Source organism: Pseudomonas sp. KH_021, from assembly GCF_057838865.1.
On record NZ_CM174477.1, the window covers coordinates 660,440 to 685,093 of the forward strand.

The window sequence follows — 24,654 nt, forward strand, 5'->3', positions numbered from 1 at the left end:
CGGATTGAATCTTGATTGCCATGTCTTTGCCTCCCCGTCGTCCCTCCCACAAACCCTCAGGCAAACCTGCGCCCAAACGCCGGGTCGCCAAGGCGCCGCCTGCCGAACCGAAACTGATTTTGTTCAACAAGCCTTTCGACGTGCTGACCCAATTCAGCGACGGTGAAGGGCGGGCGACCTTGAAGGATTACATCGATGTGCCGGGTATTTATCCGGCCGGGCGACTGGATCGCGACAGTGAGGGTTTGCTGCTGTTGACCAACGATGGGCAGTTGCAAGCGCGCATCGCCGACCCCAAGCACAAACTGGCCAAGACTTATTGGGTACAGGTTGAAGGTGAGCCGACCGAGGAGCAGTTGGAGCGCCTGCGCAAGGGCGTGGAGCTCAACGATGGCATGACCTTGCCGGCCCAGGCCCGATTGCTGGAAGAGCCGCAACTGTGGCCGCGCAACCCACCGGTGCGCTTTCGCCTGAGCGTGCCCACCCATTGGCTGGAGCTGGTCATCAAGGAAGGACGTAACCGCCAGGTGCGACGCATGACAGCCGCTGTCGGCTTGCCAACCCTGAGGTTAGTGCGGGTGCGCATCGGCAACTGGACGCTGGAAGGGCTTGATCAGGGCCAGTGGCGCGAAGTGCCGGCCAAGCTGTAGAGCAGGCTCAGACGCCTTCGATATAGGCGATGACCACGCTTTTGATGATAAACGCGAGAATGCCCAGCCCCAGCACAAAAAACAGAATGAGGGTGCCGAACCGGCCAGCCTTGGATTTTTTCGCCAAATCCCAGACGATAAAACCCATGAAGCCGACCAGGAGGGTGACAAGACCCGTCATCATCCACTCTTCGAATACAGCAGGATCCATCGATACACTCCCAGTGGCCACAGGCCAGGTCAGACACGGCGGGCGATTATACGCCGATGTGCCACCCCGGCCACTGCCTGTGGTCAACTGCGCAAGTGGGTCAACGGCATCTCGGTGCTGTTGAGCACCTGATTGAGTACAAAGCTTGAGCGCACGTTGGTGACGCCCTCGATGCGGGTCAAATGGCCCAGCAGCAGTTGTTGATAGTGATCCATGTCTGGCACCACCACCTTCAATTGATAGTCGGCGTCCATGCCCGTGACCAGGCTGCACTCCAGCACTTGCGGCAGGGTGCGAATAGCCGCTTCGAAGGTTTCAAAACGCTCAGGTGTATGACGGTCCATGCCGATCAACACATAGGCGGTCAGGCTCAGGCCGAGCTTCTTGCGATCGAGCAAGGCGACCTGGCGGGAAATATAGCCATCATCCTCAAGCTGCTTGACCCGTCGTGAGCACGGGGAGGGGGACAGGCCGATACGTTCGGCCAGTTCCTGATTGGAGATGCGCGCATCGCGCTGCAATTCGGCAAGAATGCTGAGGTCGTAGCGATCCAGCTTGCTCATGAATCAGCCCTTTGTTGGTTGAATTGCTGCAAATTATCTATCTGAAGTGAAAAATTGCGCAAGTGGTGTTTCATTGAGCAATATTCGCAATCTTCTGTCGCGGCGTTCGCCGTATTCTTTTACCCAGAATCACTGCCCGGACATGAGTCCAGTGCGGTTCGCCCAAGCAGGAGAACCGCGGCCAGCAATCCCACAGGGTTGTGCTTGGCCCCCGGGCTACACACTGTCCAGAAGACGGCGTGAGGTGAGCCGACGTCAAAAGCGTCGCGCAAGGACAAAATTCTCGAAGGGGGACCGTTTGGTTCCTCTTTTTTATTGGGCTTCGGAAATTTCCAGAAATCTTTGGGAAATGGCCTCTGTATTCGCAGTGCTGTTCACCTTTCTACTGACGACTCCCGACACAAGGAGCGTCGAAAATGGCCAACCCACCGCGCCTGTTCTTCAACCACAGCCGCCACACCCTGAAAATCTACCGCCAGGACGCCACTTTCGACGTGCTCGCCTTCCACGGCGAAGAACGCCTCAGCCAGCCCTTCAGCTACCACATCGAATTCACCTGCACCGTGCAGGACCTGCCGCTGGAGCAAATCCTCAACAAGCGCGCCACCTTCACCCTGCACGAGCGACCTGTTAAACCCAGCCGCTATCTGCCCAAGTCCCCAGTAGTGGGACCGCTGCGCACCTTCCACGGCGTGATCACCGCCTTCAAGCGCCTGTCCGCTTCCAAGGACGAAGCCCGCTACGAAGTCACCCTGCAACCGCGCCTGGCCCGGCTCGAGCGGGGCCAGCAGTACCGCATCTACCAGGACAAATCGGTGCCGCAGATCGTCGAACACATCCTGCGCAGCCGCCACGGTTTTCTTGGCCAGGACTTTTACTTCAACCTCACGCGCGAGTACCCGCGGCGCGCGCAGGTCATGCAATACGGCGAAAGCGACCTGGCCTTCATCGACCGGCTGCTGGCCGAAATCGGCATTTGGTACCGCTTCACCAGCGACGACCGGTTGGGCATCGAGGTGGTCGAATTCCACGACAGCCAGGCCCACTACCAGTACGGCATCGAACTGCCCCACGGCCCGCCGACCGGCCTGGACAGCCACGCCAAGGTCGCCGCCTGGCAGCTGCAGACCGAGCACCGGGTGGTGGAACAACACATCAACATCCGCAGCTATGACCCGCGCAACGCCAAGGCCTTTCTCGACGGCGAAATCGACCAGACCCGCGGCGCCAAGACCACCTACGGCGAGGCCTACCACTACGCCGAGCCCTACACCGAACTGGGCGATCGCTACGACTTCGACCACAAGGTGCAATGCGAAAGCGGCTATTTCTACGCGCGCCTGCGCCACCAGCGCTACCTCAACAGCCAGACCGTGCTCAAGGGCCTCAGCAACAGCCCCAGCCTGGCGCCGGGCCAAGTGCTCAAACTGACCGGCAATAACGTGCCGCAGGCCTTCGCCGAACGCATCGTCATCACCCACCTGAAACCCTGCGCCGCCCGCGACCGCAGCTTTATCAGCCACTTCGAAGCCATCCCGTACTTCCCCGCCAACGACCGCTGCTACCGGCCGCCACTGCTGCCCAAACCGAGCATCGCCGGCACCGTGCCCGCGCGGGTCACCAACCCACAAAAAACCGACCCCTACGCCGACATCGATAGCCATGGCCGCTACCGGGTGCAGTTCCTCTTCGACCGCGACGAATGGCCGACCGGCCGCGCCAGCTGCTGGCTACGCCTGGCCCGGCCCTACGCCGGCGACACCTACGGGCTGCACCTGCCATTGCTGGCCGGCACCGAAGTCGCGGTGGCCTTCGAGCAGGGCGACCCCGACCGGCCTTACATCGCCCATGCCTTGCATGACAGCAACAACCCCGACCACGTGGCCTTGTACAACTACAAACGCAATGTGCTGCGCACTCCGGCCAACAACAAGCTGCGGCTGGACGACACGCGGGGGCAGGAGCACGTCAAGCTCAGCACTGAGCACGGCGGCAAGAGCCAGTTGAACCTTGGGCATCTGGTGGATCGGGAGCGCAAGCCGAGGGGTGTGGGGTTTGAGCTGCGCAGCGACAGTCATGGCGCGATACGAGCAGGTGGTGGTCTGTTGATCAGCGCCGAGGCCCAGCCCAAGGCTCAGGGCCAACAGCTGGAAATGAGCGCGCCGATCAGCCGCCTGCAACAGGCCTGCGAGCAACTGCAAGCACTCTCGGTCGATGCCCAGGCTGCCAGCGTCGAGCCCGCCGACGTGGCCGCGCAGGTCACGCTGCTGCGCCAGGAATTGGAACAACTCAAGGCCTCGGTGCTGCTGCTCAGTGCGCCGAAAGGCATCGCCCTGAGCAGCGGCGAGCACCTGCAACTGGCCGCGCAAGACAACCTGATGCTCAACGCCGGGGGCCAGGCCGACTTCAGCATCGCCAAGCGCCTGTTCATCGGCGTTGGCCAGGGCTTGAGCCTGTTCGTGCGCAAGCTGGGGATCAAACTGGTCGCCAACCAAGGCCCGGTTAGCGTCCAGGCTCAGAACGACACCTTGGAACTGCTGGCGCGCAAGGGCCTGCACATCACCAGCACGGAAGACGAAATCTTCATCACGGCAAAGAAAAAAATCACCCTCAACGCGGGTGGCAGCTACTTCACCCTCGACCAATGCAAGATCGAAGCGGGCACCCTGGGCGACTACAACATCAAGGCGCCGTACTTCGACTACTTCAGGGTCAAGGCCCCGGATCCGGTCGAATTGCCGACGCTGCCCGCCGCCATCGATCCACCGCGGGAATTCACCCAGCAGTACCACATCTTCGAAAGCGACGGCGAAACCATCATGCCCGGGGTGCGCTACCGGATCACCTCCGAGTCGGGCCAGGTCTGGAAGGGCATTACCGACAGCCAGGGCTGGACCGAACGGGTCAGGACCGTCAAATCCGAAGCGCTGTCGCTGGTGTACGACTACGAGGAGGAAGAAGAGGAAGAAGAACTGCCGGTGGGCATCATCCTGCGCCTGGGGCTGTTTTTCGATGGCACCGGCAACAACGAGGCCAATGCCGCGCTGACCGCCCAGTGCCGGCGCGAAGACCTGGCGTTGTTCGAAGAGAGCGAGTTGCAGAGCATCATCGAACTGTGCGAGGCCCGTGGTTTTGGCGAGTTTGATGGTGATGGGTTTATGAGCGGGCCGGATAGCAGCTATGGGAATGCGCCGAGTAATGTGGTGCATTTGCATGAGTTGTATCCCGATCATGCGACTGATGGGCTGCCGGACGGTGCGGAGGTGGGCTATGTGCCGGTATACATAGAGGGCATTGGCACCCGTAGCGGCGGAGAGGACTCACTTTATGGTCAGATCTGGGGCCAGGGCGAGACCGGGGTGGTGGCACGGGTCAGGAAGGCACCAGAGCTGATCGAAAAGGAAATGAACCGTTTCCAGCTATCCAACCCAGGCGTCTACATTCGCAAGGTCGAGTTCGACATTTTCGGCTTCAGTCGCGGCGCTGCTGCAGCCCGTCATTGCGTCAACGAGTTACTCAAGCCAGGACGCGGGGTATTTGCCGAACTGTTGCAGCCCGGCCGCTTTACCCTGTTGACCACCTTCGACCCCGCAGTGGACGTCAGCCTCAACCTGATCGGCGTATTTGACACGGTCGCGGCCATCGCGGCGCCGGGCAATCTCTCCGTGTCTGATGACATCAACCCCGGCGTCAACCTGTACCTGCCGCCCGGCTGTGCGCGTCAGGTCCTTCACTTGCAGGCCCGTGACGAGCATCGCCACAACTTTTCCCTCAACAGCGTGCAGAAGGGCCACCGGGAGATCTGCTTGCCCGGCGTACATTCCGACGTCGGTGGCGGCTACCGGCCGCGCAGCCTTGAGCGCCTCTGGCTGAGCAAGCCGCTTCGTTTGACCCTGCCCGTCAACACGCCGCTGGAAAGTGTGTCCGAGTGGCAGCAAGTCAACGGCCACGCCAAGCGGCTACGCGCCAGCGGTCTGGCCGGTGACGGTAGTCTCGAAGTCAAGGTGACGCCGATCGCTGTGGTGTCGAAGGGGGATCGCCCGCCCATTAACGAGATGTTCTGGCTGGAGACCATTCTCGACCGACCCGTTCGTGGCGAGTTGGGGTTGATTGCCTTGCGGGTGATGCGTGAAATGGCAGTGCAGCACGGTGTGCCGTTCGATGCCATCAGCGACGAAGACGAGCGCTTTCGCATGCCGGAGGAGCTGCAACCCATCGCCGAACGGATTCTGGATCAGGTGCTGGCGGGCCAAGAGGTCTGCCTGGATCCGGAGCAGGAACTCCTGCTGCTGGGTCGCTATATCCACCGCTCCGCCCACTGGACGCCAAGCAAAGGCTTGATGGTCAACAAGCCAACGCACAATGCCAAGCGCAACGTCTACCCCAACCAGCCGCAAAAGGACTACCCGCAATGAGGCGCCTGACAGTGCTGCTCGGCTTGCTGTTTAGCCTGACGGCTTGCGCCAGCGGGATCAAGCCGCCGAAGCTGCCGTACCCCAGTTGGTACGTCGGCTTGGCCGCACCACGGCACATGGAGGTCTGGGTCGAGAGTGTCGATGTGCTCGATCAGCGCGGACTGGCGTTTTTCCATGTATTTGGCGGAGTAGCGGGTTATACCCGCAAGCCGGAGGGTTGGCACAAGGGCAGCGGTAAATCCAAGCCCATAAACAATGTTGATTTGCCACTGCAGCTGTTTGTGCGCTGGCAATCGCTAGCAGAGCCGCAGACCTACAAAATCGGCATCAGGATCCCGCAGTGGGTGCGCGACGAGATGGTCAGGCCAGAGCGGGTGTTCTGCCAGGGCTCTAAAAAATGGATAGACGACTATCGGGATTCCATCACCTTAGGTATGGCCCCGGGCGGCATTGTCAAAGTTTGGGTTGGAGGTGCATGCCTAGGCTACCGGGAAGTCGGCCGCTTCCAGGCCGAAATCGAGCCACTGGGGCCCTTTAAGAGTGGCCGTGGGATCTATTACCGTGCACCCAATCCAGAGGCGCAGGCCTACATCGACGAGCACGGAATCCCTTATAGCACTTGGTAGGTGTCTACCCCAACCAACCGCAGCAGGATTATCCGCAATGATCCGCGTGACAGCGCTGTTTGCCCTGCTGTTCAGTCTGACGGCCTGCGCCAGCGGGCCAAGGCCGCCCAAGCTGCCGTACCCCAGTTGGTACGTCGGTCTGGCCGCGCCACGGCACATGGAGGTTTGGGTCGAGAGCGTCGATGTGCTCGACCAGCGCGGCTTGGCGTTCTTTCGAGTGCATGGCGGGGTAGTGGGTTATACCCGCAAGCCACAGGGTTGGCACAAGGGCGGCGGTAAAGCTAAGCCAGTAAACAACGTCGATCTGCCGCTGCAGCTGTTTGTGCGCTGGCAGTCATTGGCAGAGCCGCAGACCTACAAAATCGGCATCAGGATCCCACAGTGGGTGCGCGATGAGATGATCAAGCCGGAGCGGGTGTTCTGCCCATTCGATCAGGCGGAAATAACGCTTTATCGCAACAGAGTTACCCTCGGTTTGGCACCCGGTGGGATTGTCAAAGTATGGGTAGGGGTCGCCCGTCTAGGCTACCGGGAAGTCGGCCGCTTCCAGGCCGAAATCGAACCGCTGGGGCCCTTCAAGAGTGGTCGAGGGATCTATTACCGTGCGCCGAATCCAGAGGCGCAGGCCTACATCGACGAGCACGGGATTCCTTATGGTACTTGGTAGGAGGATCCAGGAAAGCATCAGGGCCTTGTAGGCACTGTCGCGGCGCCGTGTTACTGGCGTAAATGTCAGGGAAGAATAGGAGACCGAGGAACGATTTTTTGTTGTCAGTCATGATGTTCACACCCGCTTTAATGCAGACTAAACACCCAAGCACAGAACCGGATCCGGTTTTGTCAGTCTCATAAATACCCCCCTACCTCGGTGAGGAAAGCATGAAGTCGCGCATCTGGCGTGTGGCTGGTGTTGGTCTGCTCTGTCTGGGCGTTAGCGCTCAATCCCTGGCCGAAGGGCCGAACGCGCAGGACCAGCTGCGGGGAAGTGCTGGAGGCGGTGGCGAGCAGCGCGGGAATGGCGGTGGTCACTCCAATCGGGGCGAGCATGGCGGCTCGGGGCAAGGCGAGCAGCGTGGCCAAGGCGGCCAGTGGCATGGTCAAGGGCAAGGTGGGCAACGCCAGCCGCAGCATGACTCCAACCGTGGCGGGCAGCCGGGCAATACGTCGCCCATTCAGAGCAAGCCGTCTGAGGTCCGCCAGTCTCAGTCTCCTCAACGGGGTTACTACCAGGATGTGCCTCGGGGGAATGCCAATTATCGGCAATACCAAACAGCTCCGCGGCCGAACGATCATCGCTGGAATGGCCGCCCGGACGGGCATGGCAATGGGTGGGGCAGCGGCCCGCAATATCGCCCGGGTCATGTGATCAACAGTTTCCCTGAAAGGCACTGGCGCGTGCCTTACCGTGGTCGCGATTATTTCTATTCCGGTGGCTACTGGTATCGGCCGCAGGGCCCCCGCTATTTCGTGGTCCGGCCACCGCACGGGATTCGCGTCGCTTATCTGCCGCCTTATGCTCAGGAAGTCTGGATAGGCAGTGCGCTGTTTTTCCTGGCGGCTAGCACCTATTACCAATACATGAACGACTCGCGCGATTACGTGGTGGTGGACCCGCCGCACGTCAGTGCGCAACCGGTCAGCAATGCCTATGACGTGGTGGCCTACCCGGCCTATGGGCAAAGCCCGCAACAGGTGGACCAGGACCGTTATGACTGCCATCGCTGGGCGGTGGAGCAGAGTGGCTTTGATCCAGCGTCGGCCAGTTATGCACCGCCCGATTATGTGGTGCAGAACTATCGCAGGGCGATGGCGGCCTGTTTGAGTGGTCGAGGGTATAGCGTCAACTGAGGTGAGGCCTTACACAATAGGGTCCGCATGCACCAACACTTCGGCCCGCGGGTATTGCGCCCTGATCGCCGCTTCGACCTGTTCACACAGGTCATGCGCCTGGGTCAAGGCGAGCGAGCCCGGCAGCTCAAGGTGCAGTTGTACAAACCAGTGGCTGCCGGAAATTCGGGTGCGCAAATCATGAGCCCCCAGGACACCCGGCACGCCGCGCGCCAGGGCCAGCATCTGTTCGCTGACGTCGCTGGGCAGCTCCTGGTCCATCAATACTGCTGTACTTTCCCGGGCAATCTGGGCTGCGCTCCAGAGGATGTACACGGCAATCCCCAACCCAAAGAACGCATCCGTTTGCGGCCAGCCAAAACGCGCCAGCACCAGGGCGACCAGGATGCTGCTATTGAGCAGAAGGTCAGAGCGGTAATGCAGGGAGTCGGCTCGCACGGCTGTCGAGCCAGTGGCTCGGATTACCTTGCGCTGAAAGGCCAGCAGCGCCACGGTCAGGGCCAGTGATAGCAGCATGACCGCAATCCCGACCCCGGTATCCCCCAGCGGTTGCGGATTTTGCAGGCGCTCAATCGCTTGGCCGCCAATCAGCAGGGCACTGACCGCAATAAACAGCGCCTGCGCCATGCCGGCCAGCGCTTCAGCCTTGCCGTGGCCGTAGCGGTGGTCTTCATCGGCGGGACGCAGGGCGTAGTGAACGGCCAGCAAGTTCAGGAACGAGGCAAACCCATCCAGCACGGAGTCGGTCAGGCCAGCCAGCAGGCTCACCGAACCGCTGAGCCACCAGGCGATGGCCTTGCTGACGATCAGAATACTGGCGACCGCGAGTGAGGCGCGGGTCGCCAGCCGGAGCAACCGGGCGTGTTCGGCGGGTTGGCTCATGTGGGCGAAGCTTCCTAGTTACAGCGCGTGGGTAGCCGGTGTGACGCCGTACAGGGCCAGCTGTTCAAGGCTGCCCTTGTGCTGGATCAGGCGCGGATCGTCCAGCGGCAGGTTCAGGCCCTGTTCGCTTTGCAGGATAGCCTGCAGCTTGTGGTTGTCGACGCGACCATCAGCACCAATGGCTTCCTGCAGTTTTTCCGGGGCGACTTGCGCGGTGCTGCCACCGGGCAGGTAGATCGCACCCGTGGCGAAGTCGATACCGAAGGCGATCAGGCCGGGAATGACATAGAAAAGAATACCGATGGCGTCCAATGCAACGATTACAGGGTCTACTCGGCCCTCGATCTGGCCGCGCCGATCCGGGAAGAACAGCGTGCCGCAGGCGGTCAGTTGGGTCAGCAGGGCAGCGACCACAGCGCCGCCAATAAGACGAGAAGGAATACGCATCGAAATCTCCAGATTGAAGTCGCCACGATACAGGCAAACAGCCTGCACCTATAGCTAAGACCATGATAAGACGGGCTCGGTTCGCCGTTATACTCGGCGCACTGTTTGAGGACTACCATGAATTCTTTGCCGATTGATGCCGTTTTGCCTGCTTTGCGCCAGGCGCTTGCCGAACGTCATGAAACCGTACTCGAAGCGCCTCCCGGCGCGGGCAAGACAACCCGTGTGCCACTGGCGCTGTTGAATGAGCCGTGGTTGGCCGGCCAGCGCATCGTGATGCTCGAACCGCGTCGCCTCGCGGCCCGTGCAGCCGCCGAGCGACTGGCCAGCGAGCTGGGCGAAAAGGTGGGGGAAACGGTCGGCTACCGCATTCGGCTCGACAGCAAGGTCGGCCCCAATACCCGTATCGAAGTGGTGACCGAAGGGATTCTGACCCGTCGATTGCAGGACGACCCGGCGCTGGAAGGCGTGGGTTTGCTGATCTTCGACGAATTCCATGAGCGCAGTCTGGACGCTGATCTTGCCTTGGCCCTGAGCCTCAATGGCCGTGAGTTGTTTCGCGACGATCAGCCGCTGAAAATCCTGCTGATGTCGGCCACCCTCGAAGGTGAACGGTTGTCGACGCTGCTCGATGATGCACCGGTAATCAGCAGCGAAGGGCGCATGTACCCGGTGGCGATCAACTGGGGGCGGCCGTTTCAGCCGGGTGAGTTTATCGAGCCTCGGGTGGTGGATACGGTGCTCCAGGCGATTGATGAGCAAACGGGCAGCCTGCTGGTGTTTCTGCCGGGGCAGGCCGAGATTCGTCGGGTGCATCAGCAATTGGCGGATGCGCTCGGCCAGCGCAGCGACATCCTGCTCTGCCCGTTGCACGGTGAGCTGGATCTGGCGGCCCAGCGGGCGGCCATCGAGCCGACCACCGCTGGCCAGCGCAAGGTGGTGATGGCAACCAACATTGCCGAGACCAGCCTGACCATCGACGGCGTCCGGGTGGTCATCGATGCAGGCCTGGCGCGTGTGCCGCGTTTTGACCCTGGCAGCGGCATGACTCGGCTCGACACCCAGCGCATCTCCCGTGCCAGTGCTACCCAGCGGGCTGGGCGGGCGGGCCGATTGGAGCCGGGCGTGTGTTATCGGCTGTGGTCCGAAGCACAGCACGAGCAATTGGCAGCCTATGGCACGGCGGAAATCCTCCAGGCGGATCTGGCGGGGTTGGCCTTGCAGTTGGCACGCTGGGGCGTGACGCCCGGCCAGTTGCGCTGGCTCGATGGGCCCCCTGCAGCGGCCTATGCCCAGGCGCAGGACTTGTTGGTTCGCCTGGGTGCACTGGCATCTGCCCAAGGCGCGCTCAGCCCGCACGGCCAGTCGATGGCCGGCTTGCCGGCACACCCGCGTATCGCCCATCTGTTGTTGCGCGGCCAGGACCTTGGCCTGGCCAGCATGGCCTGCGATGTCGCCGCCTTGTTGGGCGAGCGCGACATTCTTCGCGACGGAGGCGCCGACTTGCACAGCCGACTGGCCGTGCTCAGCGGCGAAACTCGAAGCGCCCGTGGCAGCCAGGGCGGTGTACAGAGGGCACGACAATTGGCGCGGCAATACCGGGGTTACTTACGTGGCAAGTCCTCCCGCGCCGTGGCGGACCCTGATCACCCACGCTGGCTCGGCGCCTTGCTGGCGCTGGCTTATCCAGACCGTGTCGCCCAGCAACGCAAGCCTGGTGGCGCCGAGTACCGTCTGGCCAATGGTCGCGCCGCGCAGTTCGCTCAGGCTGATGCGCTGATGAAAGAGCCCTGGTTGGTGGTGGCCGACCTCGGCAGCCGCCAGGGGCAACGCGAGGAGCGGATTTATCTGGCCGCCGAGCTGGATCCGGCGCTGTTCGACACGGTGCTGGCCGAGCAGGTCAAGGTGGTCGATCAACTGGACTGGGACGAGCGTGAAAATGCCCTGCGTGCCGAGCGCCAGCGCAAGGTCGGTGAGCTGGTGCTCAGCCGCGAGCCATTGCCGGGCCTTGACGAGGCGGCGCGCAGTCAGGCGCTGCTGGGGCTGGTACGACGCAAAGGCCTGGAACTGTTGAACTGGACACCAGAACTGCGCCAGTGGCAGGCACGGGTATCGCTGGTGCGCCGCTTGGAGTTGGATGCACAAGGCCGCACCGATTGGCCGGATGTCAGCGACGCCGCCTTGCTGGCGAACCTGGAAAGCTGGTTGCAGCCTTATCTGGGAAAGGTCACGCGGCTGAGTCATTTCGCTCAGCTGGACCTGGGGTCGATGATTCGCAACCTGTTGCCCTGGCCGCTGCCGCAGCGGCTGGAAGAGTTGGCGCCTTCACACTTGAACGTGCCTTCAGGCTCCTCGATTCGCCTGGACTACAGCGAACAGCCGCCTGTTTTGGCGGTGCGATTGCAGGAGTTGTTCGGCCTGGCCGAAACGCCGCGCATCGCGGGTGGTCGGCAGGCGGTTCTACTGCATTTGCTTTCACCGGCACGTCGTCCCGTGCAGGTCACCCAGGACCTGGCCAACTTCTGGCGAACCACCTATTCAGAGGTGAAGAAAGACTTGAAGGGGCGATACCCCAAGCACTACTGGCCTGATGACCCTCTGGTGGCCGAAGCCACAGCAAGGGCCAAACCGCGCCGGTAGAAGCACCGAATGTAGGAGCCCGGCTTGCCGGCGATGAGGCCATTGCGGTGGATCAGGTAGGGCCTCTCGCGGGCGAGCCCAGCTCCTACAAGAATGTGCGGCGTATTATGTGTAGAGCAGATAAAGGACATGTCCTACGGGTCATGGCTCATGCTGCGGATCTGCCTCGTCCTTAGTCACCAACTATCTGGATGCGTAGCGCAGCATGACGTCCTGTTCACCCAGGGCGATCAATTGAATATTTCGATTTTTCAGACTGCGTTTCAGCTCGCCTGAGCGCGCTTTGGGTCCGCTCATGAGAAGGGGCCTGCTGAAGCGCCGATGCATGTAGCGGGTGAGTGGGGGTTTTTCACGGTCATACGGCTTATGATCCTTCAGATTATTCTTAATATTTATCAATAAGTTGGGTTGTTTTATCGACGCGGCGTGCGGCGATACTGCGTATGCAGCTGAAAAGAATCTATCAAAAGAAACATATTTCTATTTGTTGAATTTGTAGATGAGGAAAAGTATTTAATGCATCGTACTTGGACATGCCAACGATTCCAGGGACGTGAAGAATGATGACTGTGAAGGACTGCAATACAGAAAGGGCATTCGATTTCGTGGTCGGCGCCTATGCCGATCCGGGACGCTGTTTTTCAGAGGCCGCGCACGACATCCATGCACAGCTGCTGAGTGAGGGCGCTGTTGTCATTCGCGGTGCCAATGCGTGCAGGGATCCTGGCGTGTTTGAAAAGGCCGTTGGCGCACTGGGTTTTCAGGCTCGCGATTACGTTGGTGGCAGCTCTCCACGCTCGACGATTCAGGGCAAGGTCATGGAAGCGACCCGCACACCTCCCGACTGGTCAGTCATCCTTCACCAGGAAATGGCCTATATAAAGAATCCGCCAGAAATCATCGCCTTCGTATGCGTGGAGCCTGCCGGCAAGGGTGGTGAATCCGTGGTCGGGGACATGCGTAACCTGGAGCAGCTGGTTGACCGAACGACATTGAATCAACTGACTGAACGCGGCCTTAAATTGCGCAGGACCTTACCCGGCGAGGCGCGGGTGAATCTCAAGCCCGGGGTGAAGAAAAGCTGGCAGGAGACATTTTCCACCCCCAGTACGACCAAGGCAGAAGTGCTGTGCCGGGCGCGGGGTTGGGATTTCGAATGGATCGGCGACGACCTGGTCCTCTGGCAGGACTGTATTTCCCCGATGCGTCGGCATCCGCGCAAAGCCGCAGACATCTGGTGCAATCAAGCGCACTTCTGGGGCGCGACCGCCATGATCGAATGGGCGCGTATCGATGGTCGGGAACAGGACGCGAGTGAACTGGTAAAGGCGCAGCGCAACAATCCGGAACTGCTGGAAACCATGTGTTTTGGTGACGGTGAACCGCTTCCGGAAGATCTCACCCTCGAGCTGTTCCACACCGTCAGAAGTGTGGAGCGAGATGTCGAATTGGAGGAGGGCGATATTCTACTGCTCGATAATTTCCAGTATGCGCACGGTCGGCGCGCATTTTCGGGCAACAGGACAATCAACGTGATCATCGCCGATTGGGCGGACGAACAGTCACACCTAGTCCGGGGATGAAAAAATGACGATTCAGGAAAAAAACTTCACGTCGGATAACGCGTTTGTGCTGACTCCCGTTGTCGATGTCAGCCTCAAGGACCTGATCGAGTATGCCCGACCCGGAAAAACAGTGATCGCATCGCAAGCCACCCGGCAAAGGGTTCAGGCGTCGAGAGAAGCCCTGGAAAAGCTCGTCGCTCAAGGGGCGGTCATTTATGGCGTGAATACCGGAATGGGCGGCTTCGTTGACCACCTGGTACCAATCGAGAAAGCCCACGAACTTCAATCCAATTTGATTCAGGGCGTCTCGACAAACGTCGGTGAGCGATTTCCGGACAGCGTGGCCCGCGCAACGATGTTTGCGCGAATCATATCTTTGTCCCGCGGCAACTCGGCGCTCTCGCTGGAGAGTTTTGATCGGTACATCGCCATTTACAACTCTGGACTGATTCCCGAAATTCCGAGCAAGGGCTCTTTGGGTACCAGTGGCGACCTGGGGCCGCTGGCGGCTGTCGCACGGATGATGACCGGGGACGGATATGCTTATCTTGATGGCGCCCGGGTTCCGGCGGCTGAAGCGCTCGAGCAACTGGGCCTGGCGCCGCTTCACTTGAGTTACAAGGAAGGATTGGCGCTGATCAACGGCACTTCCTGCATGGTCGCGGTCGCGGCGATGAATGTGGTCGAAGCCCGAGAACTGCTTGAGCAATACACCACGATTTCCGCCTTCTCTTTCGAAGCGTTACAGGCTCGGGTACGTCCTTTCCACCCTGACGTTCACCAGTTGAAACCGCACTTGGGCCAGCAAGAAATTGCCGCGGCCATCTGGACCGATCTTCAGGGCTCGGAACTGGCGATTGACGATCTTCAGCTCTCGTCGCAACTCAGCGCTCTGCGCACAGACCAGGTGCGCCAGGAAGACATGCCCATCGAAGATGCCTATTCCATTCGCTGCACGCCGCAGATTCTGGGACCGGTTCTGGAAACCATCGAGTTCGTCGAACGCGTGGTCACCAACGAACTGAACTCGTCAAACGATAACCCCTTGATCACGCCAGAAAATGGCCAGGTTTTTCACAATGGGCACTTTCACGGGCAGTACATCGCTTCGGCCATGGACTACCTGACGATCTCCGTCATCACCCTGTGCAACCTTTCCGATCGCCGAATTGATCGCTTCCTGACAAAAGCCAATAGCAATGGCCTCCCTTCATTTCTGTGTGAGGAAAACGGTGGTCTGCGTTTCGGCCTCATGGGCGGGCAATTCATGTCGGCTTCCCTGACGGCAGAAAACCGTTCGCTGGCAACGCCGGTCTCGATCCAAACCCTGACCACCACAGGCGATTTCCAGGACGTGGTTTCATTCGGCCTTGTCGCCGCGCGTCGCGTGACCGAGGTGCTGCAGAACACGCGATACGTCCTTGCTTTCGAATTGATCTGTGCGGCCCAAGCTGCCGATATCAGGGGCAGCGCCAAACTGGGGCCAAAGGGCCGTGCCTGGCATGCGCGAGTGCGTGAACATATTCCTTTTCTTGATCATGATGTGGCATTGACCGGGTATCTGGAAAAGATCGTGGCCCAGGTTCTTGGGGGGCACAGGTGATGAGTTCGTCAGGACAGGACAATGTGTTCGCAGGAGCGGTCACCGAAAGTGTCCGACTGCACGCTAACGAAAATCCGCTGGGCGCGTCTAGCCTGGCGCTGCATTTGTGCAGGTCGATGCCGACCCTGCTGAGCGAATACCCTGAGGTGACTTACAAGTCTCTTCGCACGGCAATCGGCGAGCGCTGGCGCGTTGATCCCGAGCACGTGGTGATCGGAGCGGGTTCCGATGAGTTGATCGATATCGCGTTGCGCAGTCTGTTGAAGCCAGGCAGCCGCATCGTGGCGCTGCAGCATAGCTTCAAGATGTACAAAATCAGATCAGCGCTGCTGGGGGCCGATTATAGCGAGATATCCCCGAGCGCCGGTGAGGGCTACGAGACGGCGCTGAATCTTGCCCTAGAGAAAAAACCGGACGTCGTGGTCCTGGTGAATCCATCCAATCCTCTGGGCGACTATCTATTGCCATCGCAGCTGTTATCGCTGGTAGCTGCGATTCCGAAAAATACGACGGTCATCATCGATGAAGCGTACGCAGAGTTTGCGCCGGATCGGGAAAACTCTGCAGGTATTCAGATCGTCAACGCCCGGGGAAACTCGATATGCCTGCGAACTTTTTCAAAGGCGTACGGCATTGCGGGACTACGACTCGGCTGGGCTTATGCCAGCGCCGATCTGGTGCCGGTGCTGCAAGCGCGGCGCGCGCCGTACAACGTCAGTTCGTGTTCCGCCCTTGCCGGAGAATACGTCCTGCAGGACTCCGATCATCTGGACAAGACCGCGGCGCACTGTCAGGCCTGGGGGCAGGAAATCGTGAGTCTGTTCAAGGCCCATGGAATTCAAGCCAGAAGCCAGTACGTCAACTTTGTATTCGTCGAGTGCGCCAGTCAGCAATGCTGCCAGGATTTGTATGGCCACCTGGAGAGTGAAGGCTTCCTGACGTCGCAGTTGACCGATTATGGCCTTGATACATGCCTGCGGATCTCGTTCGGGAGCCAGGCGCAGATGACCAGGCTGTGCGATGTACTGAGGAAAAAACTGCAAACCATGGTGCCCAACTGAGGCCAGCAGCCGGTTATTCCCCATGCCTTCCAACGCAATTCAGTGGGACCTTATTCGAGGTGAAAATGAGCCAGACGCTGCCTTTGTTTCACGAAGAACCGTACTTGAAGCAACTGGAATGTCGAGTCGATTTGCTTGAACGCGACGACGCCGGTCTTCCTTTTGCGCTCCTTGGCAAGACAGTGTTCTACCCGCAAGGAGGCGGACAGCTCGGAGATCGAGGTTTGTTGAACGTCCTAGTCGCAGGGGAGGGTGAGGCTCTGCGGACGCTGGAGATCGTCTCGACGAAAAAAAGGAATGATCAGATCAGGCATTACCTGGGCGTTGACGACGAGGTGTTTACGCAACTGCAGGAGCGCGTGATCGGCTTGCAGGCGACCGCCATGCTTGATTGGTCATTGCGATATCATCAGATGCGTCTTCACTCAGCGATGCACTTGATGCATTGCATGCTTGAACAGACGCTCGGGCGGTCAGTTTCACACCCGGTACGCTCTCCGTTGAGCGACGACGATGGAGAGAATCAATACGAGTTTGTCGGAGAGTTCGACGAAGACTGTCTGAGGCGGGCGACAGACGCCTTGAACGAGTTTTGCTCTGCAAGTCATGAGATTCGTACGAAAGCGGATATCAGTAAAGGACAGGGATTTCGTTGGTGGCAATGCGAAAGCTGGTCAATCCCCTGTGGGGGCGTTCATGTGCGTAATACGCAAGAAATAGGCGTGGTAACTTCTAGTATGAAAATCAAGAAAAATACGACCAGAGTGGTTATCACTTTGTCGAAAGAGGCTGAAGAGCTTGGATAGCAAACGAGCGTTTGGTGCGTTCCTGATGCAGTTTCGGATCGAAGCGGGGCACCTGAAGATTTCCACGTTTCTCGATGAGGTCAATATTCCATTTTCGGCCAATTACTATCGAGATGTTGAGGCTGGAAGGAAGTACCTGAGTATTGATGCTGCCGTCGAATTACATGATCACATTGGAATTGACGCTGCCAGCAAAATCAGTTTTGATTATTTTTGGCATTACTTCAGAGACTTGTTGCCGGCTAACGTCCACGAGATGTTGTTTGGCAAAGGCGTCGAGGTCACGGATTTTTCTTCCCGGCTTGCGCTGAGGGAACACGACTCCAAAATCTTGCGACGGGCGCTGAGTTTAAGCCGGTATGAGCGTGAATTCATCGTCACCGAAGAGGTGATTGCGGCGTTTGAGGCAAACTTCGAACTGCTGCCGTTGATGACTTATCTCTACATGGTGGACAGTGCCTCCGTGGCTGAAATCCAGTTGGTGTGCCAGCAGATCGGTCTTGCCTATGATCAAAGTACCGAAGCGTTTCTGAACCTGGTCTCCAAAGAGCGAACAACACCTGACGCCCCATTTGTTCGGCATGCACCAATGCTGAGGATGCCAAGAACGGTTGATGCGTTGAAATTGAAGGATCAGTTCCTGCGCCACGAAGTGGATCGATCACTGCTAAAACCTGAGAAAAGTGAGTATTTCGATGTTTCAGGTTCTTTTAAATACAGCTCGATGGTGACACTCAAAGACACAGAAATAGAACAGATTCAGGACCGTCTTGTGGATCTTTTCTCTGTTATTGAAGTGCATAACAAATCAGGCCGTCAGTTGGAAGATTCAGGTGCCCAGCCTTATTTTTGGTTCTTCACGGATTGCCGGGAAAAGCGCATTTGATCTTCAAGAAGAAAAATGCGCTGTCCCGGTAGCCGTAAGCCATTCGCTTGATGACCTTGATCCGATTGTTGATCCCCTCTAGTTGGCCTGTGTGCATTGGCCATCGAACTCTGCTCAAAATGCCTCGCCAGTAACCGCTCAGCCTTTTCGCGAACTGGATCAACGAAGGAATGCCGCTCTGCTTGGCATGCCCCATCCATTGTTTCCACGCCCTACGCCATTCCCACGCTGTTTCGCTCGACCATAGCGCTTTGAGCTCAGCCTTCATGATATAGACCGTCATCAGCGACTGATTGGCATCCAATAAATCCTGCAGATGTACCTGCTGCTCTTGGCTCTTCAGATTTTCGGGGTTGCGCAGCAAGAGCCAGCGGGCCTGCTTGACCACCTTTCTCGCCGGTTTGTCATGGCGCAGTCGGTTAGCCTCGTCGACTCGTACCCTGTCGATGACTTCACGACCGTATTTGGCGATGACATGAAACAGGTCGTAGACCACTCGCGCATTGCGGCAGTGATGTTTCACTTCCAGATCGAAGGCCGTATTCATATCCATGGCGACCGCTTCGATTTGTGAACACCGCTCTGGCCCCAGATCCTCGAAAAACGAGCGTATAGCTATCCGGCTGCGCCCTTCACCCACCCACAAAACGCGACGCGTATCGGCATCCAAGATCACGCTGGCGTAGCGATGCCCCTTGAACAAGGCGAACTCATCCATCACCAAGCGCTTGGGCTCGGCCTCGGGTAGTTCATGCAATGTTTGCTCAAGCGCGCGACGCTCCAGGACGCGCACTGTTTCCCAGTGCAGGCCAAAGAGTTGAGCGACATGGAGCGTTGCCATCTGGCGACAGGCTTTGATGACCGCTTGGCAAAGCCTTGCGCTAAGCCTGGCGTACCGATCAAGCCAACTGACCGACTCCATCCGAGTCCCGCAGTCCAGGCAACGCAGGCGTCTAAAAACAGCGGTAAGCGTGACAGGGTGGCCAAGAATTGGCAGATCCCGAATGGATCGCTCTGACTGGTCGTGGACAGCAAGGCAGGGCTTGAGGCAGCCGCTGCAAAGAGGAATCTGATTAGGTCGAGGGGTTAGGTTGATCTGGAGAGAGCCGCCAACGACTTGGGCGGAAGCCACAGAAAATCCATCCCAAAAAGGCAGGATCGTATTAATATCTGGCATGAGAACGGCGGTTTGGTTGATGGGTTTGCTCGCACGAACATCATCGGTCAAATCGCCGTTCTTTTTTGTCTATTTCCCAGGATTCCGTGAAGAACCTTATTTTTTCGGGTTGATTGTATCTGGCCGTCCGGAGTACGACGGGCGTGCGGCCCGAGGGAGCAAAAAAATCAAGGAGTGAATAGACATGAGACGAATGAATGCTCAAGTTGTTGAAAAACTCCGTCAGTTGTTTGGCGAGCGTTTAAGGCTTGAACAAAGTATCCGGCAACAATTCTGCCAGGCACCCCCCGGTATTGAACTGAGTCCTCCCGATGCCGTTGTGACCGTTCGCAGTGAAGAGGAAATCGTCCAAATTGTAAGGCTCTGTCGCGAATACGGTGTTGCGGTGATCCCGGCGGGTGCGCGCTCATCCCTCGAAGGGCAAATCAACGCGCCAAGTGGTGGTGTCTGTATCGATTGCTCGGAAATGAACGCGATTGTCGGAGTGAACGTGACCGACATGACCGCCACTGTTGAATCGGGTGTCACCCGCGAACAACTCAACAGTTATTTGCGTGAGACGGGGCTGTTCTTTTCCGTCGACCCTGGCGCAAACGCCTCCATGGGCGGTATGGCGGCAACGCGTGCATCGGGGACCAATTCGGTTCGCTACGGGACGATGGCTGCCAATGTCAAAGCCGCTCGCTGGATCATGGCGGATGGGGCCGTGGCGCAAATCGGCTCCCGAGCGCCAAAATCGGCCATGGGCCTGGATCTGCTGGCGATTGCTGTAGGTTCCGAGGGCACCCTTGGAATATTCAGTGAGCTGGAAGTCCGGCTGCATTCGGTGCCTGAGGCCATCGTCGCGGGCGTCTGTTCGTTCGAATCGGTCGACAACGCCGTACAGGCAGTGGCAAGCGCCCTCGGCCAAGGCCTCTCGATTGCACGGATCGAGCTGTTGGATGTAACGGCTGTCCGTGCCTGCAATGCCTATTCCCCCGCGCTGGGCCTGGTGGAAACGACGCATCTTTTTCTGGAGTTTCATGGGGATCGGTCCACGGTCGCCAGCAGCATTGAACTGTTCAAGGACTGCGCGGGTGAGTACGGCGGTCAGGTCAGAATTTCCGAGAGTCTTGAAGAGCGCACGGCCTTGTGGAAAGCCCGACATGATGCCTGGTGGGCATTTCACGCGTTCTACAAGGGGCGCAAGGGTCTGGCCACAGATGTCTGTGTTCCGCTGTCTTGCCTGAGCGCCTGTATCAACGCGACTGCGGCCGACATTGCCGCCTCCGGGCTCGACGCACCGCTTATCGGCCATGTCGGGGACGGTAATTTCCACCTGCTGATCATGCTTGATGAGGGGGAGGACGAAAGTCTGGAGATCCAGGCGTTCCTCAGTCGGTTGTCGAGTCGCGCGTTGTCATTCGGCGGCACGGTCAGTGGTGAGCATGGCGTAGGGCAAGGAAAGTTGAAGTGGATGTCGGCACAACATGGCGCGGCGCTGCAATTCATGCAGGCAATCAAATCGGCATTGGACCCGGAGAACATCTTCAACCCCGGCAAGATGTATCACTCGTAGAACGTTGATGCTCAATAACCGTCGTTATTTCATTTTTAAGGATGGATTTGAAAGATATGCGTCATATTTTGATAGTGGGTATTAACAAAGTCTCCATCAAGTATGTGTGTGAGGCAATCCGCAGTGCAGGCTTTGAGCCGATATTGTCCATTGACCCTTCAGGTTTTCACGGGGCCGCCAAAAGCGTATTTGAAGGGGTCACCTGTATTCCTGCCTTTACCGACAAAGACGCCCTGTCCGGTTACTTGAAGTCCAATCCAGCGCTTGTTGGCTTAATCCACAGTATTACAACGTTCTTTGACGAGCTGTTCCCTGTGGTCTCTGCGATTGCCGAGGAGTTGGGCTTCAATGCGCCTCCTGCGGTTTTTGCAAAACTGTCATCCAAGGAGTTCGTGGGCAGTTTGATATCGGAGCACGTTCCCGCCGAGTCCTGTGTGTCTCTGGCGGGTGGAGACTTTATCATTCCCTGGCTGACACCCGGTCAGCAAAATGACGTGGTTCTCAAACCCTCGGTCGGTTCCGGCGCGGTGGCAACCACCATGCTTTCGATTGCCGCGGATGTTGACCCTGCCAGTGTGATCAGATCGGCCATCCTAGAGAGCGGAATCGATGACCCGCAAAGCATTGCGTGGATTGTCCAGGCCCATTGCGTAGGGGACCTCGTCAGCATGGAGGGCTTTGCCCAGGATGGGCGGGTTGTCTTCCTTGGACTGTCCAGGCGCGATCGTGTCGGGTTCACTGAAGTCGTCAATCAGTTTCCGGCCGACGCCCAAATCGCCTGGTCCGTGCGTTCGAAAATCGAGACGGCTGTGCGCGATCTGATTTCCCGTTCGGCGTTTGATAATGGCTTCTTTCATTGCGAGTTCATCGCGACAGAATCCACAGCGTATCTGATTGACGCCAACATGGGGCGTCTCGGTGGCGCGAGCATCGTCGAGCAAATTGCATTGGCCTATGACCTGGCGCCTGCAACGGTCCTGCAACACGTTGCGCTGCTGCCACTGGACTTGCTGGATGCCCCGCTTCAATACACGCCTGTCGAGGCGTGTCGGCAGACCTTGAGCTACTGGTATTGCCTGGACCACGAAGCCATCGTGTATGGCTGGGAGATTCCGCCAATTGCGTCAATCCACACGCCGATAGCCAGCGTCGGCAGCGTAATTCAACCCATCGGCACGTCTGACTATGCCTGGATTGGCATGCTCACCGGCTATGCAGAAGTCGTCGCGCGCGAAATAGGCCAGGTGCTTGTCCATACGGATCGCGGTCCTAGAAGCCCGGTATTCAAATGATTTACTTCGTCCGGTTTCTTTCGTCCGCCGCCTGGAGTTGCTTCTATCCATTCATGGCTATCTGGCTCGATGCTGCCGTAGGGCTCAGTACCAGTGCTGCCGGCATTGTTGTCGGGTTTGCGATTGTTTCAAACCGCATTGGTGCACTGGCCTTTCAAGGCATTCTGGACAAGATTGATCGCCGTCGGGAAATTGCCCTCGCATTACTGGGCGTGGCGGTGGCGGCGCTATTGATGCTGGTCACGGCCTCGATGGGCATCACAAACGTCTTCATCTGGGTCGTGCTGGTCGTGGTGTTCGGCGTGTCCAACTCGCTCGCCACGATTTCGCAGATTTCCTACATCGTTCAGTACTTTCGTGAGGGCGAGCACGAGCGCGTGCTCTCCTACGAAAATGTTGCAGCGAACGCTGGTGCCGGGATCGCCCCCTTCGTTGCGTCGTTGATACTCGCAGGCACCGGGTACTGGTTTGTGGCTCTGCCATTGTTGTTAGGTGTGCTTGCCACGGCTTCCACCACGCTGATTCCGCAGGTGGCACGTTCAGCAGGTCTGGAGTTTGCCGATCGTTCTTCCTCGATGGGTGAATCCGAGGCTTCCCCCAAAGTTGTTGCATTCCTGGCAATCAACTTTCTGACCATGATTGGCTATGCGCAGTTTTATTACGTATTTCCTACCTATGCGACCGAGCGCTTCTCCAGTGAACTGGTGGGCGTGCTTTTCCTGGTGGCCAGCGGCATCATCATTTGCAGCCAGGTTTACATCACGTCGCTTTCGCAGCGTGTCTCGCGTCTGTGGCGCGTCATCATTTCCAACGTGTTGATCGGTGCGGGATGCCTGCTGTTGACCATTTCGTCGCAGGCGCAGGCAGTTCTGTTTGTCGTGGTGGTGTTTATCGTTGTCGGCGAGATGATTTGTGGCCCGTTGTACCAAGCCCAGGCGGTTAAAATATGGAGAGGACGCAGTTCTGTTGCGATGGCCGTTCAGACATGTGTCTGGGGCGCTGCCGAAGCAACCGCAGCTGTGCTCGGACTTCTGGCTGTCGCGCAGGAGCTCAGCTTCATGTCCTTCCTGCTGGGATTTGCCGCATGCGTCATCGCAGCCGCGGGGGCATGGGTATCGATTGCGCTCAAGCGCCCACTTATCGGCATCGACATCGAGCAGAGGTCCGCTCAGGTTTAAGCCATCGCGGGGTGTCAAGGGCGGCCTCTCGCGGGCAAGCCCAGCTCCTACAAGAATGTGCGGCGTATATGTGTAGGAGCCGGGCTTGCCCGCGATGAAGTCACCGCGGAGCGCCGGTAGCATCAGGGTTTGGGCGGCAGTTGAAAACGTGCCAGCAGGGGCAGGTGATCGGAGATGCGCAGGCTGTCATTCTGTCGAACCTGTGCCATTTGCCGCAGAATCCGCGGGCTGTGGAACAGGTAGTCAACCGTGCGATCCGGCGCTTGCAGCGTGGGGTCGTTGGGGAAGTGAGTGAACCAGTCGGCGCGCTCGGCGCCGCTGGCCTCGGGGTTGCTCGGGATCATCGGGTATTTGTCCCAGAGCAGGTGCAGTTCGCTGTCGGGTGAATACTGCCCGCGCTGCACAGGCGTCAGGCGCCGGTGTTGCCCCAGTGGTAGCAAGTTGAAATCGCCGCCCAGCAGCCACGGTGTGCCCTGGCTTTCAAATTTGTCGAGCATCCCCTCAAGCACTTGTACTTGTTGGCGCTGAATATCCTGCCCAGGGATATGACGCTCCAATCGGGTATTGAGCACGGCCAATTGGCCGCCGTCCTGTAGGGGTAGGTAGCTGGCCAGCACTGTCGGGTGAGGTTGGAACAGACGAGTTAGCAGACTGCTGTCGGCACGCGGCAATTCCAGGCGCTCGGCCTGTTTGATCGGATATCGGCTCAGGGTTGCCAGCGTACGGCCGACAGCGCCGAAAATATGTAGGTTGGGTACGAAGTCAGCCTTCCAGTCGTAGGCCTGGACGCTGCAAGGGTAAAGGTCGACTACACGCTCGCGCAATAAGGCGAGTTGGTCCTGGTAGTCGGTGGCCTTGGCGCCGTTGTCCAGCTCTTGCAGCAAGACGATGTCCGGGTGCTCGTCGCGGATGACGCGTGAAACTTCATCCAGGTTATAGGCCAGGTCCTCAAAGCTGGGGCGGTCGTCGCCGCCTTCCTGCTCGTACCAGAACGTGTAGTTCTTGCCGGCCAGGTATTGCACGTTCCAGGTCATGACCTTCAGTGTCTGCCCGGCTTCCAGCGGCGGCGCGGCACCAGAGCAGGCCACCGGCACGGCTTGGCGGGGCTCGGGGTGCCAGGCAAGTTTCCAGGCCAGCAGCCCGAGCAGGGCGCAAAGGATCAGCAAACTCAGCAGGGCGTTGCGCAATAGTCGGATCATCGGCTCGGCTTATTGGTGCAATGCTCTGGAGCATAACCGAGCGCGAC

Annotated in this window: 20 protein-coding genes; 14 read left to right on the forward strand and 6 right to left on the reverse strand. The window is 58.8% G+C overall.

Annotation, left to right across the window (positions count from 1 at the left end; genetic code table 11):
- The first annotated feature begins 20 nt into the window (after positions 1-20).
- Entirely contained in the window at positions 21-650 is a 630-nt protein-coding gene (locus AC3IX4_RS03160; protein ID WP_489259195.1) for a pseudouridine synthase, read from the forward strand.
- A gap of 7 nt (positions 651-657) precedes the next feature.
- Here the strand turns inward: AC3IX4_RS03160 and AC3IX4_RS03165 are convergent, their stop codons facing one another.
- Entirely contained in the window at positions 658-861 is a 204-nt protein-coding gene (locus AC3IX4_RS03165; protein ID WP_489259196.1) for a DUF2788 domain-containing protein, read from the reverse strand.
- Positions 862-944: 83 nt separating this feature from the next.
- A complete protein-coding gene (locus tag AC3IX4_RS03170; RefSeq protein WP_489259197.1) occupies positions 945-1,424 on the reverse strand; it encodes an Lrp/AsnC family transcriptional regulator in 480 nt (159 codons plus the stop codon).
- Between the two features lie 416 nt (positions 1,425-1,840).
- Here AC3IX4_RS03170 and vgrG point away from each other — a divergent pair, with 416 nt between their 5' ends.
- From vgrG to AC3IX4_RS03190, 4 genes are all read left to right on the forward strand, one after another.
- Positions 1,841-5,839 carry a type VI secretion system tip protein VgrG gene (gene vgrG / locus AC3IX4_RS03175; RefSeq protein WP_489259198.1) on the forward strand — a complete coding sequence of 1,333 codons (3,999 nt, stop codon included), beginning with the start codon at positions 1,841-1,843 and terminating at the stop codon, positions 5,837-5,839.
- Complete coding sequence (locus AC3IX4_RS03180; RefSeq protein WP_489259199.1) at positions 5,836-6,465, forward strand: DUF2931 family protein; 630 nt, start codon at positions 5,836-5,838, stop codon at positions 6,463-6,465. The genes vgrG and AC3IX4_RS03180 overlap by 4 nt, the downstream gene beginning before the upstream one ends.
- 37 nt (positions 6,466-6,502) lie before the next feature.
- Positions 6,503-7,132 (forward strand): DUF2931 family protein, encoded by a 630-nt coding sequence (locus tag AC3IX4_RS03185; RefSeq protein WP_489259200.1) that lies wholly within the window; start codon positions 6,503-6,505, stop codon positions 7,130-7,132.
- A 212-nt stretch (positions 7,133-7,344) separates the two neighbouring features.
- Positions 7,345-8,313, forward strand: a complete 969-nt coding sequence (locus AC3IX4_RS03190) for a DUF6515 family protein (RefSeq protein ID WP_489259201.1) — start codon at positions 7,345-7,347, stop codon at positions 8,311-8,313.
- Positions 8,314-8,322: 9 nt separating this feature from the next.
- Here the strand turns inward: AC3IX4_RS03190 and AC3IX4_RS03195 are convergent, their stop codons facing one another.
- Together AC3IX4_RS03195 and AC3IX4_RS03200 are read right to left on the reverse strand one after the other, a co-directional pair.
- Positions 8,323-9,195 (reverse strand): cation diffusion facilitator family transporter, encoded by an 873-nt coding sequence (locus AC3IX4_RS03195; protein ID WP_489259202.1) that lies wholly within the window; start codon positions 9,193-9,195, stop codon positions 8,323-8,325.
- A gap of 18 nt (positions 9,196-9,213) precedes the next feature.
- Positions 9,214-9,642, reverse strand: a complete 429-nt coding sequence (locus AC3IX4_RS03200; RefSeq protein ID WP_489259203.1) for a polyribonucleotide nucleotidyltransferase — start codon at positions 9,640-9,642, stop codon at positions 9,214-9,216.
- A gap of 117 nt (positions 9,643-9,759) precedes the next feature.
- On the opposite strand from AC3IX4_RS03200, the gene hrpB reads away from it, so the two are divergent.
- The 6 genes from hrpB to AC3IX4_RS03230 all read left to right on the forward strand — a co-directional run bounded on the left by hrpB (position 9,760) and on the right by AC3IX4_RS03230 (position 18,203).
- Positions 9,760-12,282 carry an ATP-dependent helicase HrpB gene (gene hrpB, locus AC3IX4_RS03205; RefSeq protein WP_489259204.1) on the forward strand — a complete coding sequence of 841 codons (2,523 nt, stop codon included), beginning with the start codon at positions 9,760-9,762 and terminating at the stop codon, positions 12,280-12,282.
- A 560-nt stretch (positions 12,283-12,842) separates the two neighbouring features.
- The gene (locus tag AC3IX4_RS03210) at positions 12,843-13,865 is read left to right on the forward strand and encodes a TauD/TfdA family dioxygenase (RefSeq protein ID WP_489259205.1); all 1,023 of its coding nucleotides are present in this window, start codon (positions 12,843-12,845) and stop codon (positions 13,863-13,865) included.
- Positions 13,866-13,869: 4 nt separating this feature from the next.
- Entirely contained in the window at positions 13,870-15,450 is a 1,581-nt protein-coding gene (locus AC3IX4_RS03215; RefSeq protein WP_489259206.1) for a phenylalanine aminomutase (D-beta-phenylalanine forming), read from the forward strand.
- Positions 15,450-16,511 carry a pyridoxal phosphate-dependent aminotransferase gene (locus tag AC3IX4_RS03220; protein WP_489259207.1) on the forward strand — a complete coding sequence of 354 codons (1,062 nt, stop codon included), beginning with the start codon at positions 15,450-15,452 and terminating at the stop codon, positions 16,509-16,511. The genes AC3IX4_RS03215 and AC3IX4_RS03220 overlap by 1 nt, the downstream gene beginning before the upstream one ends.
- Positions 16,512-16,576: 65 nt before the next feature.
- The gene (locus tag AC3IX4_RS03225; protein ID WP_489259208.1) at positions 16,577-17,317 is read left to right on the forward strand and encodes an alanyl-tRNA editing protein; all 741 of its coding nucleotides are present in this window, start codon (positions 16,577-16,579) and stop codon (positions 17,315-17,317) included.
- Positions 17,310-18,203 carry a hypothetical protein gene (locus tag AC3IX4_RS03230; protein WP_489259209.1) on the forward strand — a complete coding sequence of 298 codons (894 nt, stop codon included), beginning with the start codon at positions 17,310-17,312 and terminating at the stop codon, positions 18,201-18,203. The genes AC3IX4_RS03225 and AC3IX4_RS03230 overlap by 8 nt, the downstream gene beginning before the upstream one ends.
- Here AC3IX4_RS03230 and AC3IX4_RS03235 read toward each other — a convergent pair.
- A complete protein-coding gene (locus tag AC3IX4_RS03235) occupies positions 18,175-19,380 on the reverse strand; it encodes an ISL3 family transposase (protein ID WP_489256731.1) in 1,206 nt (401 codons plus the stop codon). The two genes, AC3IX4_RS03230 and AC3IX4_RS03235, sit on opposite strands and share 29 nt — an antisense overlap.
- Before the next feature lie 184 nt (positions 19,381-19,564).
- On the opposite strand from AC3IX4_RS03235, the gene AC3IX4_RS03240 reads away from it, so the two are divergent.
- From AC3IX4_RS03240 to AC3IX4_RS03250, 3 genes are read left to right on the forward strand one after another with little or no spacing between them, the layout of a single operon-like run.
- Positions 19,565-20,938: an FAD-binding oxidoreductase gene (locus tag AC3IX4_RS03240; protein ID WP_489259210.1), complete on the forward strand. Its 1,374-nt coding sequence runs from the start codon at positions 19,565-19,567 to the stop codon at positions 20,936-20,938.
- Between the two features lie 56 nt (positions 20,939-20,994).
- Positions 20,995-22,230 (forward strand): ATP-grasp domain-containing protein, encoded by a 1,236-nt coding sequence (locus tag AC3IX4_RS03245; RefSeq protein ID WP_489261198.1) that lies wholly within the window; start codon positions 20,995-20,997, stop codon positions 22,228-22,230.
- Positions 22,227-23,408, forward strand: a complete 1,182-nt coding sequence (locus AC3IX4_RS03250; RefSeq protein WP_489259211.1) for an MFS transporter — start codon at positions 22,227-22,229, stop codon at positions 23,406-23,408. The genes AC3IX4_RS03245 and AC3IX4_RS03250 overlap by 4 nt, the downstream gene beginning before the upstream one ends.
- A gap of 122 nt (positions 23,409-23,530) precedes the next feature.
- Here AC3IX4_RS03250 and AC3IX4_RS03255 read toward each other — a convergent pair whose 3' ends face one another.
- Positions 23,531-24,607 (reverse strand): endonuclease/exonuclease/phosphatase family protein, encoded by a 1,077-nt coding sequence (locus AC3IX4_RS03255; protein ID WP_489259212.1) that lies wholly within the window; start codon positions 24,605-24,607, stop codon positions 23,531-23,533.
- Between the last annotated feature and the right edge of the window lie 47 nt (positions 24,608-24,654).

What these genes read in the sequence shown, in the direction of transcription:
- AC3IX4_RS03210 (WP_489259205.1), top strand. Translation starts at nt 12,843, where the DNA reads ATGATGACTGTGAAGGACTGCAATACAGAAAGGGCATTCGATTTCGTG.
- hrpB (WP_489259204.1), top strand. Translation starts at nt 9,760, where the DNA reads ATGAATTCTTTGCCGATTGATGCCGTTTTGCCTGCTTTGCGCCAGGCG.
- AC3IX4_RS03220 (WP_489259207.1), top strand. Translation starts at nt 15,450, where the DNA reads ATGAGTTCGTCAGGACAGGACAATGTGTTCGCAGGAGCGGTCACCGAA.
- AC3IX4_RS03160 (WP_489259195.1), top strand. Translation starts at nt 21, where the DNA reads ATGTCTTTGCCTCCCCGTCGTCCCTCCCACAAACCCTCAGGCAAACCT.
- vgrG (WP_489259198.1), top strand. Translation starts at nt 1,841, where the DNA reads ATGGCCAACCCACCGCGCCTGTTCTTCAACCACAGCCGCCACACCCTG.
- AC3IX4_RS03245 (WP_489261198.1), top strand. Translation starts at nt 20,995, where the DNA reads ATGCGTCATATTTTGATAGTGGGTATTAACAAAGTCTCCATCAAGTAT.
- AC3IX4_RS03250 (WP_489259211.1), top strand. Translation starts at nt 22,227, where the DNA reads ATGATTTACTTCGTCCGGTTTCTTTCGTCCGCCGCCTGGAGTTGCTTC.
- AC3IX4_RS03215 (WP_489259206.1), top strand. Translation starts at nt 13,870, where the DNA reads ATGACGATTCAGGAAAAAAACTTCACGTCGGATAACGCGTTTGTGCTG.
- AC3IX4_RS03180 (WP_489259199.1), top strand. Translation starts at nt 5,836, where the DNA reads ATGAGGCGCCTGACAGTGCTGCTCGGCTTGCTGTTTAGCCTGACGGCT.
- AC3IX4_RS03200 (WP_489259203.1), bottom strand. Translation starts at nt 9,642, where the DNA reads ATGCGTATTCCTTCTCGTCTTATTGGCGGCGCTGTGGTCGCTGCCCTG.
- AC3IX4_RS03190 (WP_489259201.1), top strand. Translation starts at nt 7,345, where the DNA reads ATGAAGTCGCGCATCTGGCGTGTGGCTGGTGTTGGTCTGCTCTGTCTG.
- AC3IX4_RS03235 (WP_489256731.1), bottom strand. Translation starts at nt 19,380, where the DNA reads ATGCCAGATATTAATACGATCCTGCCTTTTTGGGATGGATTTTCTGTG.
- AC3IX4_RS03165 (WP_489259196.1), bottom strand. Translation starts at nt 861, where the DNA reads ATGGATCCTGCTGTATTCGAAGAGTGGATGATGACGGGTCTTGTCACC.
- AC3IX4_RS03195 (WP_489259202.1), bottom strand. Translation starts at nt 9,195, where the DNA reads ATGAGCCAACCCGCCGAACACGCCCGGTTGCTCCGGCTGGCGACCCGC.
- AC3IX4_RS03170 (WP_489259197.1), bottom strand. Translation starts at nt 1,424, where the DNA reads ATGAGCAAGCTGGATCGCTACGACCTCAGCATTCTTGCCGAATTGCAG.
- AC3IX4_RS03240 (WP_489259210.1), top strand. Translation starts at nt 19,565, where the DNA reads ATGAGACGAATGAATGCTCAAGTTGTTGAAAAACTCCGTCAGTTGTTT.
- AC3IX4_RS03185 (WP_489259200.1), top strand. Translation starts at nt 6,503, where the DNA reads ATGATCCGCGTGACAGCGCTGTTTGCCCTGCTGTTCAGTCTGACGGCC.
- AC3IX4_RS03225 (WP_489259208.1), top strand. Translation starts at nt 16,577, where the DNA reads ATGAGCCAGACGCTGCCTTTGTTTCACGAAGAACCGTACTTGAAGCAA.
- AC3IX4_RS03255 (WP_489259212.1), bottom strand. Translation starts at nt 24,607, where the DNA reads ATGATCCGACTATTGCGCAACGCCCTGCTGAGTTTGCTGATCCTTTGC.